Annotated in this window: 11 protein-coding genes and 1 pseudogene; 10 read left to right on the top strand and 2 right to left on the bottom strand. The window is 45.3% G+C overall.

Annotated features, from left to right (window positions below; genetic code table 11):
• Positions 1–1,903: 1,903 nt before the first annotated feature.
• From JJQ88_RS08835 to JJQ88_RS08795, 9 genes are all read left to right on the top strand, one after another.
• Positions 1,904–3,223 carry a sensor histidine kinase gene (locus tag JJQ88_RS08835; RefSeq protein WP_246861002.1) on the top strand — a complete coding sequence of 440 codons (1,320 nt, stop codon included), beginning with the start codon at positions 1,904–1,906 and terminating at the stop codon, positions 3,221–3,223.
• Positions 3,220–3,894 carry a response regulator transcription factor gene (locus JJQ88_RS08830; RefSeq protein WP_210365388.1) on the top strand — a complete coding sequence of 225 codons (675 nt, stop codon included), beginning with the start codon at positions 3,220–3,222 and terminating at the stop codon, positions 3,892–3,894. Before JJQ88_RS08835 ends, JJQ88_RS08830 begins: the two co-directional genes overlap by 4 nt.
• Positions 3,895–3,906: 12 nt before the next feature.
• Positions 3,907–4,146, top strand: coding sequence for a hypothetical protein (locus JJQ88_RS08825; RefSeq protein WP_210365386.1), 240 nt, complete (start codon positions 3,907–3,909; stop codon positions 4,144–4,146).
• Positions 4,147–4,494: 348 nt separating this feature from the next.
• Positions 4,495–4,728 carry an SHOCT domain-containing protein gene (locus JJQ88_RS08820; RefSeq protein WP_210365385.1) on the top strand — a complete coding sequence of 78 codons (234 nt, stop codon included), beginning with the start codon at positions 4,495–4,497 and terminating at the stop codon, positions 4,726–4,728.
• Positions 4,729–4,798: 70 nt separating this feature from the next.
• Positions 4,799–5,053: an SHOCT domain-containing protein gene (locus tag JJQ88_RS08815; RefSeq protein ID WP_246861001.1), complete on the top strand. Its 255-nt coding sequence runs from the start codon at positions 4,799–4,801 to the stop codon at positions 5,051–5,053.
• 40 nt (positions 5,054–5,093) lie between these two features.
• Complete coding sequence (locus JJQ88_RS08810; protein ID WP_210365383.1) at positions 5,094–5,510, top strand: hypothetical protein; 417 nt, start codon at positions 5,094–5,096, stop codon at positions 5,508–5,510.
• A 44-nt stretch (positions 5,511–5,554) separates the two neighbouring features.
• Positions 5,555–5,743, top strand: a complete 189-nt coding sequence (locus tag JJQ88_RS08805; RefSeq protein WP_210365382.1) for a hypothetical protein — start codon at positions 5,555–5,557, stop codon at positions 5,741–5,743.
• A gap of 26 nt (positions 5,744–5,769) precedes the next feature.
• Positions 5,770–6,054, top strand: coding sequence for an SHOCT domain-containing protein (locus JJQ88_RS08800; protein WP_210365381.1), 285 nt, complete (start codon positions 5,770–5,772; stop codon positions 6,052–6,054).
• A 564-nt stretch (positions 6,055–6,618) separates the two neighbouring features.
• On the top strand, positions 6,619–7,311 hold the full coding sequence (locus tag JJQ88_RS08795; RefSeq protein WP_210365379.1) for a copper homeostasis protein CutC: 693 nt from the start codon (positions 6,619–6,621) through the stop codon (positions 7,309–7,311).
• Between the two features lie 351 nt (positions 7,312–7,662).
• On the opposite strand, the gene JJQ88_RS21845 is transcribed toward JJQ88_RS08795, so the two are convergent.
• Positions 7,663–8,481, bottom strand: coding sequence for a methyl-accepting chemotaxis protein (locus JJQ88_RS21845; RefSeq protein WP_481748289.1), 819 nt, complete (start codon positions 8,479–8,481; stop codon positions 7,663–7,665).
• Between the two features lie 123 nt (positions 8,482–8,604).
• Positions 8,605–9,342 (bottom strand): annotated as a pseudogene (locus JJQ88_RS21840) (HAMP domain-containing protein); the annotation flags it as partial.
• Positions 9,343–9,720: 378 nt separating this feature from the next.
• Between JJQ88_RS21840 and JJQ88_RS08785 the strand changes: the two are divergent.
• Positions 9,721–10,242, top strand: coding sequence for a CueP family metal-binding protein (locus tag JJQ88_RS08785; protein WP_210365376.1), 522 nt, complete (start codon positions 9,721–9,723; stop codon positions 10,240–10,242).
• The last annotated feature ends 42 nt before the right edge of the window (positions 10,243–10,284 follow it).

Here is a 10,284-nt window from a genome sequence, read left to right as displayed (position 1 = left end):
GCACTCCCTTTTGGACTTCATGGAGTGGTAAAAGGTAACGCAAGCGGGGAATGCACTCCCTTTGGGGTTGCCGTGAGTGGTAAAAGGTAATGCAAGCGGGGAATGCACTCCCTTTGGTGGTGCAGTGAGTGGCAAAAGGTAACGCAAGCGCGGTATGCGCTCCCTTTTGGGCTTCATGGAGTGGCAAAAGGTAACGCAAGCGCGGTATGCGCTCCCTTTGGTGGTGCATTGAGTGGTAAAAGGTAACGCAAGCGTGGTATGCGCTCCCTTTGGTGGTGCAGTGAGTGGTGAAAGGTAACGCAAGCGGGGAATGCGCTCCCTTTTGGGCTTCATGGAGTGGTAAAAGGTAACACAAGCGGGGAATGCACTCCCTTTTGGACTTCATGGAGTGGTAAAAGGTAACGCAAGCGGGGAATGCACTCCCTTTGGGGTTGCCGTGAGTGGTAAAAGGTAACGCAAGCGGGGAATGCACTCCCTTTGGTGGTGCAGTGAGTGGTAAAAGGTAACGCAAGCGCGGGATGCGCTCCCTTTTGGGCTTCATGGAGTGGCAAAAGGTAACGCAAGCGCGGGATGCGCTCCCTTTGGGGTCGCAGTGAGTGGAGAAAGGTAACGCAAGCGGGGAATGCGCTCCCTTTTGAGCTTCATGGAGTGGTAAAAGGTAACGCAAGCGCGGTATGCACTCCCTTTGGGGTCGCAGTGAGTGGTAAAAGGTAACGGAAGCGCGGTATGCGCTCCCTTTTGGGCTTCATGGAGTGGCAAAAGGTAACGCAAGCGGGGAATGCGCTCCCTTTGGTGGTGCAGTGAGTGGTAAAAGGTAACGCAAGCGTGGTATGCGCTCCCTTTGGTGGTGCAGTGAGTGGTAAAAGGTAACGCAAGCGAGGTATGCGCTCCCTTTGGGGTTGCCGTGAGTGGTAAAAGGTAACACAAGCGGGGAATGAGCTCCCTTTTGGGCTTCATGGAGTGGCAAAAGGTAACGCAAGCGGGGAATGCACTCCCTTTGGGGTCGCAGTGAGTGGTAAAAGGTAACGCAAGCGGGGGATGCACTCCCTTTGGGGTCGCAGTGAGTGGTAAAAGGTAACGCAAGCGGGGGATGCACTCCCTTTGGGGTCGCAGTGAGTGGTAAAAGGTAACGCAAGCGGGGGATGCACTCCCTTTTGGGCTTCAGGGAGTGGTAAAAGGTAACGCAAGCGCAGTATGCGCTCCCTTTGGTGGTGCAGTGAGTGGTAAAAGGTAACGCAAGCGAGGTATGCGCTCCCTTTGGTGGTGCAGTGAGTGGTGAAAGGTAACGCAAGCGAGGTATGCGCTCCCTTTGGTGGTGCAGTGAGTGGCAAAAGGTAACGCAAGCGAGGTATGCGCTCCCTTTGGTGGTGCAGTGAGTGATGAAAGGTAACGCAAGCGAGGTATGCGCTCCCTTTGGTGGTGCAGTGAGTGATGAAAGGTAACGCAAGCGGGGAATGCGCTCCCTTTTGAGCTTCATGGAGTGGTAAAAGGTAACGCAAGCGAGGTATGCGCTCCCTTTGGTGGTGCATGGAGTGGTAAAAGGTAACGGAAGCGCGGTATGCGCTCCCTTTTGGGCTTCATGGAGTGGCAAAAGGTAACGCAAGCGGGGAATGCGCTCCCTTTTGAGCTTCATAGAGTGGTGAAAAATAACGGATGTGAACTTCCGCATGCTGGATACAGCGTTTTTTTCGCCCTCATCCATGGGCTTTTAATCGTCTTCCTCCACAATTTCTTGATTTTTACTTGCTATAATGGAAATGAATAATCGGTTTACAAGTATGTCAATGATAGGTGTATCCAATGAGGATATGACCGGTATTTGTTGGGAGCGGATATGAAGATGCCTTCCAGGTTAAAAAGTATTTCGTTTAAGCTTGGGCTTTTGTTCAGCAGTATTTTCATAATGCTGCTGATTATTATGGGCTTAGTTTTGTATGGAGTGTTTTCCAATGTGCTGATTGATTATATCAAACAAGATGTTCTTGCAAGGGGGAATAACCATGCGCGGGTACTGGGCGGGAACTTCAATGATTCCACTATAAATCATGTGGTGGAAATGGAAAAAGGTGTCATGACAGAGGTTGTGATTACGGATGGCGGGCAAAAAATCATCGCAGCTTCAAAGATTCCCGATGAAGGCATGAAAAGCCAGCTTTCGAAACCGCAACAAAAAGCCGGCCACATCCTTGATGATGACTGGAGGGAACATCCATACATCGTTTCGGTTTCAGCTATTGGCAATGATTCTGGATATGTTTATATGTATTATCCTTCAACCATCCTGCGGGATATCGTTTTTGTCATGAATGTGCTTATCGTTGTTGCCAGTGCAGGGATCATTCTGCTTGCGTTTGGCCTGATCGCGATTCTTTCGAGGAAGTTGACCAACCCGCTTCTGGCGATGAAGGAGGCGACTTCCGAAATCGCGCTCGGAAAGTATCGGCAGGAAATCCCGGTCCGGGGAGAGGATGAGGTTGCCCAGCTTGGGCGTTCGATTCAGGAACTGGGTCAACAGCTTCAATATTTTGAAGACAGCAGGAATGAATTTCTTGCGGCCATTTCCCATGAGCTGAGGACACCTTTGACGTATATCAAGGGATACAGCGATATCTTGAATAAAGGTATCGCTAAAAGCGTGGAGGAACAGACTGAATATTTGACAATCATCAATAAGGAAGCACAACGGATTTCTTACATGGTCAATGACCTATTTGAAATGAGCAAGCTTCAAGTAGGGAAGTTTGAACTGGACAAGCACCCAGCCAACCTGAATGCCATTATCGAAAGAGTGGCCTTGAGTCTCAAGCCGGCAGCAGTCAAGAAAGGATTGGATTTCGTGCTTGATCTGGAACCTGATTTGCCGGAAGCGGAAGTGGATGGCCAAAGGATGGAGCAAGTTTTGTACAACCTGATCGAAAACGCGATAAAATTCAGCAGCAACGGCGGAATCACGGTCGGTTCCAAAAGGAAGAATGATTTGATCATGATCCAGATTTCAGACACTGGTGAGGGCATTCCTGAATCAGACCTTGCAAGAGTCTGGGATCGATTTTACCGTATCGAAAGGTCCCGGGCAAGGAAATCAGGTGGATCAGGATTGGGCCTTTATGTGGTGAAACAGATCATTGAAGCTCATGGCGGAGATATCCAACTGCAAAGCAAACTTAATGAGGGATCGACTTTTACCATCTATTTACAAAGTAGTAAGAGGGGAATAAAATGAATAAGATACTGATCGTCGATGATGAATTTCAGATGAGGCAACTAGTGAGGCTATACCTGCTCCAGGAAAACTATCAAGTGGATGAGGCGGAAGATGGCTATGAAGCACTTGAGAAACTTAAGCGCAATGACTACGATTTAATGATCCTGGACGTGATGATGCCGATGATGGATGGATGGGAAACGATTAAGCAGGCACGGCAGCTGTCGGATATTCCTATTATCATGCTCACTGCAAAGGGGGCCATCCAGGATAAAGTGGATGGATTTTCTACAGGGGCGGATGATTATATTGTCAAACCGTTTGATGAAGCCGAATTGCTCGTCAGGATAAAGGCGCTTTTGAGAAGGACGGGCAAAATGGATTCAGCGCAAGAAGTGTTGAAGTATCAAGGGCTTGTCATTGATCTTGTCGCACGGGAAGTGATGTGCGGGGGAAAGGAACTTAACCTGACCCAGACTGAATTCGATCTTCTAGCGGCCCTCGTGGAACACAGAGGAAAAGTGCTGTCGCGCGAACAGCTGGTTGAATTGATTTGGGGCATGGACTTCATGGGCGAGGACAGGACAGTCGATTCGCACATCAAAAATCTTCGAGAAAAGCTGAATGCAGCCGGGGTTGAAAAAACGATGATCAAGACAGTTTGGGGAATCGGCTATAAAGCAGAATAGTGGTGATAAAGAATGAAGCGTATACTGCCAATCATCATAATTACGATAGCGATTGTGACAGGAATTACTTTCCTCTTCTTTGTGCTTAGGATGATTTGGTTCCCGCCTGGACCGATGGGGATGATGATGGGAAGGCAAATGATGTACCATCATATGGCATTTTGGTTTGGCCAGTTTTTTATGATTCTATTATTGGTTTCGGGAATTGTTTTGCTTTTGTGGCTTCTTTTCAGCCACAATAAGAAAAAATAAGTTTGTGAGGAAACTCCAATTTAAAACTAAAAGCCATTCTATTCAATGGAAGATCCATAGGGATCCATTTGAATAGAATGGCTTTATTTTGTTTTGGCCCATTCCTCTCCAATACATGATAACGAGCTTGGCCGCCAGGATATGCCTTGTTCTTTTTAAAAATTGTTTCGATGCTCGAATGGACATTTGATGAGGGAGTTGGGTGGATCGGCGATTCGTCTTTCCATCTTGCTCACGATTTTTTCTCTTGTACATGTTTCGGGGGTCTACATATTTTCTCCATAAATCACTTTTATATTTAAAGTAAAGATACAAACAACTATCTGACGGAAGGAGGAACCATCAGTGATGGGACCGGTATATAACACGGCATGCTTTGCGCCGATTGGCATTTTCTTTGGTTTCCTGCTTGTCGGTCTTTTATTCTTTTATTTTTTCAAAAACAAGAGGAAGCCAAATATTGATTCACAAGAACATCCGGATCAGGGGGCGATGGAGCAGCTGAAAATGAGGCTAGCCCGCGGGGAAATCACGACTGATGAATATCAGCAGATAAAGGAAGCAATCACAAAATCACCATGATAGGCTTCATACTTTCTACAAAATTACCGCAGATAATGAAAGTATAAAGAAGTGGAAAGGAGAAAAACAAATGATGATGGGTCACGGGCTTGGTTATTACGGAGGATTCGGGATGGGAGGTGGATTCATGATGATGATCATCGGATTCCTGGCGATTGGATTCCTATTTTATCTCGCTTTGAAGAAACAGAACAATGGAGCTGGACAATATCAGGTTTCCCGTCCAGCAGCTAACACGGAGGCGCTGGAAATTGCTAAAGGTAGATTGGCTAGGGGCGAAATTTCTGTGGAAGAGTTTGAACAAATCAAGACACAGCTTTTATAAAAAAGTTCATTGGAAATGAAAAAACGAGGAGAGAAGGAAAATGAATAAAAAAGTCGTCATTGTTGCATTGGCATCAGCCCTTATCGCTACAGGGGGAACCGGCCTTTATATGGTTTCGGCAAACGAGCGGCCATCCAATCCCGCAGAATTTATGGAGGGAAAGGGAATCGGTACCAGGAATATGATGGATTCCAAAAAAGAGTGGGACTATGAAAATATGCAAAAGTTCATGGAGGGACAACAGCCTGGCATGGATGAAATGATTAGATCAGGCGATTTTGAGGATATGCAAAGATTCATGGAGGAACAGAACATTAATTTTGGACAGATGAAACCGTATATGAAAAAAATGCACCCGGATTTGAGTGACCGGGACCTAGAGAGGATGTATAAGGGGATGCATGGGACTGGCGGGGCTGAAAACAGCCGGAATTTCAGGGGAATGGGAATGAATTAATTGTAGCCATCTATGCTATCTGGATGGCAAAGGAGGATTAGATTATGTTCGCATTGCTTATTTTAGCGATTGGCTTTTACTTGTATAAGACAGGCGACTTGCAGCAAATTCTCGGTAAAATTGGTTCCAGGGACACCGTGAATGCAGATGAAGCCAGGAAGGTCATCGACATAAGGTATGCGGCTGGGCAAATTTCCGCGGAAGAACATGCCAAATTGAGAAACTTGATCTGATTTCTTGAAATAAGGAGTGCAAAATCATGATGAATGGACATATGAATTCTTTTATGAGCGGATATAGCAACAGACTTCTACCAGAGTTCAGCCAATCTGGCATGATGCCATATTTCAGCCTGGCTGCGCTCGTCTTCCTGCTGTCGATCGTATTAGGATTCTATTTGCTTTATAAGAATAAAACATCTGTTAAGGAAAAGGATAGGAAGCCGCTTGGCATTGGAGCGGAAGAAATGGCGAAACTACGGTATGCCAGGGGGGAAATAACCATTGATGAGTTACAGAATATCTTGAAAACCATTCGGTTATAAAAAAAAGCAGAGGATGTGGCCAAGCATGTGTTCATGGCAATCTCCCTCTGCTAATTTGAGGAAACTCGCGATTTTTTAAGTTCATCGGTGTTTTGCAAGACTTCTCATAAATATGGAGGGGTATGGAACTCCGTATCTGAAATTCAAAAAAAGCTCGGGGAAGCTGCTGGTGTGGCAGCTTCCTTCAGTTGTCCTGCCTGAAAATGATGATTCACTTTTTCCCTCTCCATTCAGGGGCAAAGCAAGCAATTTTCCGTTTTCCTCTCTGTTTCTGTCTATCTTTCAAATGTTACAAATTCCATCATCGGATGTTCGTTTTCCCCCTTTTAAGTGAGCACGTCAAATGGGTGATCTAGTTCATTTCAGCTGGCGGTTTTGAAGGGCTAGATGGGGGATCCATCTTTTGGGCTGCCCCGCCAATCGGTGTTATGATGGGCCATTTCGCCTGCCATAAAATTACTTACTGCCCTCTGGACCGGCAGGATGAATATGGTATGCTTTTATAAAGCATTCTGTTTGAAAATAAAGAGGAAAACGGTGTAGAAAGAGGGGCTGATTGATACCATGCTTATTGAAATCATAGCAACAACCATTGAAGATGCAATCTTGATTGAGCAGTCAGGAGCAGACCGGATTGAACTCGTATCTGCTCTTTCAGAAGGTGGAATTACACCAAGTTATTCGCTTATAGAATCAGTGGTTAACAAGGTGAAGATTCCTGTCAATGTGATGATACGGCCGCACAGTCAATCATTTTGTTATTCAAACGATGATTTGTCCATCATGAAAAATGATCTCAAGGTTGTCCGTTCTTTAGGTGCAAATGGGGTGGTCCTTGGTGTTTTGAATGATCGGAATGAAGTCGACCTTAAAAGCGTTGAAGAGCTATTGGAAGAGTCAAGCAATTTGGAAGTCACCTTTCACCGGGCGGTTGACCGGGCTGAAGATCCCATCGAGGCAATTAAAGTCCTCAGCAGATACAAGGAAATAAAGACCGTTTTGACCTCTGGTGGAATGGGAGAGTTAACAGACCGGTTAAATAACATCAAGGGCATGAAGGAAGTTTGTGGACACCTTGAACTCCTGGTGGGGAGTGGTTTGAACAGGGAAAATATAAGTACCATTCATTCAACGGTCAACACTGGACATTATCACTTTGGGACCTCTGTAAGAAAAAATTCGAGTCCTATTGAAGGAATCGATCAAGAAGAATTGAAGAAACTCGTGGAATTGATGAAAGAAGAGGGGAGTGGTTGATTCTCCCCCAAAACGACAGCAGCAAGCGATGATCATTGAAAAAGACGCAATAGCGACTAGAGTGGCGGAAGATATCCCAAAAGTTGCTATTCCCATTCAGACTGTGAAGGGAATGAAAAAAGTTTAATTCCTCATATGTTCGGATGGAAAAAAGGATTAACCTAGCGATGTATGGTACATCTTATGCCAACAGAGCTTGTTAGCGGTATCCTTTATCCGGAAGGACACCTGCTGATGAGTTTTTCTGGAATGATGAAATGCTTCAGCCTATACCTATTGGTCATTAAGATGCCGTTATCGGATCAATGAATTAAGAGCTTGTGAAGCATAATCACAAGCTCTAGGATACGACTATAATTTGAATTTCTTAACAAGAGCATTCAATTCCTCGGATAAGTCTGCCAGGGAGTTGGCGCTTGATGCGACTTCTTCCATCGAGCTGGCGGTTTGCTGGGAGGATGCTGAAATTTGTTCTACACCTGCTGCGGCTTCCTCGGCAACGGAGGCGACATTCTCTACTGACGTGTTAATGTTTTGCCCCTCCTCTTCAATCGCCTGGATGCTTGTGTTGATTCCATTCATCCCATCCACGACGTCACCAACAAGATCTTTGATTAATTGGAACGTCTCTCCGGTGGTTTTTATTTTGCTGGCCCCCTCTGTGACCTTGCTGTATCCGTTCTCAAGGGATGCTACAACATTTTGCGATTCACTCTGCACTTTCGCAACGATTCCAGAGATTTCGACTAGGGAAGACGATACTTGTTCAGCCAGTTTCCTGACTTCATCCGCTACCACAGAAAATCCTCTCCCATGCTCCCCGGCACGCGCTGCCTCGATTGCCGCGTTCAGCGCCAAAAGATTCGTTTGATCGGCAATCTGCTGGATCACGTTTACGAGCTTGGAGATTTCCTGTGTTTCCTGGTCCAGGTTATTAACTTTTATCACAGCTTCTTTTACCATTGAATCAATTTCGTGCATGTCTTCTATCGATTGATTCATGAACTTGTTGCCCTCGGTAGTACTTTCAAGGACCTTGCCAGTAAATTCCTCGATTGCTTTTCCTTTTTCACTAGCTGATTTTGACATGGCGAAAAGGCCATTCATTGATTGCGCTATTTCCGTGGACATGTGTGCCTGCTGTTCTGTGCCAGAAGCAAGTTCCTGCATGGTTGAAGCAATCTGCTCACTGCTTTCCTTCACTTCATTTGAAGCTTGGGTCAACTCTTCGCTCTGCGCCGTAACGGTTGTGCTGACCCTTGAAATATCAAAAAGGAGACTTCGAAGGTTTTGTGCCATCTGGTTTGTTGACATCACCAGGTGTCCGATCTCATCTTTGGATTTACTTGCCAAATCTTCATGGGAGAGATCGCCTTTGGAAATGACGTTCATCCTCTCCATCACTTTCACGATTGGTCTCGAAATGGATCTGGAAGTCAAATAGCTGACCACCAGGCTTCCAATTACAATAAGAATGGAAACAATCACCCCATTCGTCACGACAGTATCTCCATGAAAAAGAACGGATTTTCCTTGTTTGGCCATTTGTTTTTCGCTTTTCGCGGAAAGTTTTTCAAGATCAGCGATCAGCTTGCTTGAAATCGGCTGGACCTCCTCTTCTAAAGCCCGTCTGGCCTCCTCGACATTGCCATTGTCATATTCATAGAATACCTTATTGGCAATCAAGTTTTTCCAAGTGATACTGTCATCAATCACTTGCTTGATCTCCGGTGAAGGCTGGTTTGCGAGAAGTTTCTTTTGCAGATTGGCGCTTTCACTTGTATATTCAAGGAAGGAATCCTTATAGCTTTGATCCCCATTTAATACATAGCCCCGCGCAAGAGCAAGTCTCTGGGCTATATTGAAACTTAGGTTCTCACCTGCTATTAGCTGGGGCAGTTGTTTGTTGAAAAGGCTGTCCGTATCCTTATTGATGTTTTTGATTGAAATGTAGTTAAAAACAGATAATCCAATGGTTAAGATGACAATTGTCACGAAACCAAGCTGAATCCTTGCTCGAATACTTTTCATAATATGGTCTCCTTCAGTTATATAGTCTCTGGAAGCGGTTGGGTGAAGGGCTGAAGGTTTGCAACGCTCTATATCAAAGATCCTGCACCCATGCCTGGGCTTTGCGGCGACCCTGCCTTATCCCCATTCTTCTAAGCTGCTAAACTTTTCCTACTATAATATATCGGTTGATGTGGCTTGAGATTTTATGATTGCGGACAAATTTTTGGGATGTATCCTGGATTCGAAAAACGTGCGCTTCCATTGTTCAACTTCCTGTTGTTTTTTTTGCACGGTTTCTGCAAATTTCATTGCTAACATACAAGTAGCAACCAGGATTGGAATGCTGGTTTTTAAAATCGGTATTAAATAAAATAGAAGCAGGGTGGTGAATGCAATATGAAAATGAAAGCTCTGTTGGTTTCTTCATTGGCGGCGGTTGTGCTTTCTGCCTGTGGCGGAGGGAATGCGGCCGAGGATCAGGCTTCAAAGGGGAACGAAACGAAAGACGTTAAAGCCCTGGTCGAGGAGTATAGCGGAAACAAGGAAGCTGAACCTGCTTCCATCACTTCTGACCAGCTGATTGTGAATGAAAGCAAGACTTATGACTTGCCGAAGGATGAATTTTTTGTTTCAATCGCTCCTTATGTCAACCAGACGCATCCATGAACGAATCATAGCTTGACAGGTTGTCAAGGTGAAATGGTAAATGAAGAATTCAAAGTATACATTGAAGATACGGAAGGAAATGTGGTTGTCGATAAAACGCTGAAATCGCAGGCGAATGGGTTCATCGATTTATGGCTCCCTCGCGATCGCACGTATAATGCGAAGATTGAGTATGACGGAAAATCCGTAGAATCAGAAATTTCGACCTTTAAAGGTGACAACACGTGCATCACAACCATGCAATTGATGTAAAAAAAGGCTCCCGGTAAGTCCTTTCCGGGAGCCCTTTTTTGC

Origin of the sequence: Bacillus sp. REN3 (assembly GCF_017912555.1) — a bacterium.
Lineage (GTDB): Bacteria > Bacillota > Bacilli > Bacillales > Cytobacillaceae > Mesobacillus.
This window is presented reverse-complemented; position numbering and strand designations above follow the sequence as displayed.

Coding starts and splice junctions, on each gene's coding strand:
- JJQ88_RS08835 (WP_246861002.1), top strand. CDS start 1,904: ATGCTGCTGATTATTATGGGCTTAGTTTTGTATGGAGTGTTTTCCAAT.
- JJQ88_RS08830 (WP_210365388.1), top strand. CDS start 3,220: ATGAATAAGATACTGATCGTCGATGATGAATTTCAGATGAGGCAACTA.
- JJQ88_RS08825 (WP_210365386.1), top strand. CDS start 3,907: ATGAAGCGTATACTGCCAATCATCATAATTACGATAGCGATTGTGACA.
- JJQ88_RS08820 (WP_210365385.1), top strand. CDS start 4,495: ATGGGACCGGTATATAACACGGCATGCTTTGCGCCGATTGGCATTTTC.
- JJQ88_RS08815 (WP_246861001.1), top strand. CDS start 4,799: ATGATGATGGGTCACGGGCTTGGTTATTACGGAGGATTCGGGATGGGA.
- JJQ88_RS08810 (WP_210365383.1), top strand. CDS start 5,094: ATGAATAAAAAAGTCGTCATTGTTGCATTGGCATCAGCCCTTATCGCT.
- JJQ88_RS08805 (WP_210365382.1), top strand. CDS start 5,555: ATGTTCGCATTGCTTATTTTAGCGATTGGCTTTTACTTGTATAAGACA.
- JJQ88_RS08800 (WP_210365381.1), top strand. CDS start 5,770: ATGATGAATGGACATATGAATTCTTTTATGAGCGGATATAGCAACAGA.
- JJQ88_RS08795 (WP_210365379.1), top strand. CDS start 6,619: ATGCTTATTGAAATCATAGCAACAACCATTGAAGATGCAATCTTGATT.
- JJQ88_RS21845 (WP_481748289.1), bottom strand. CDS start 8,481: ATGCAGGAACTTGCTTCTGGCACAGAACAGCAGGCACACATGTCCACG.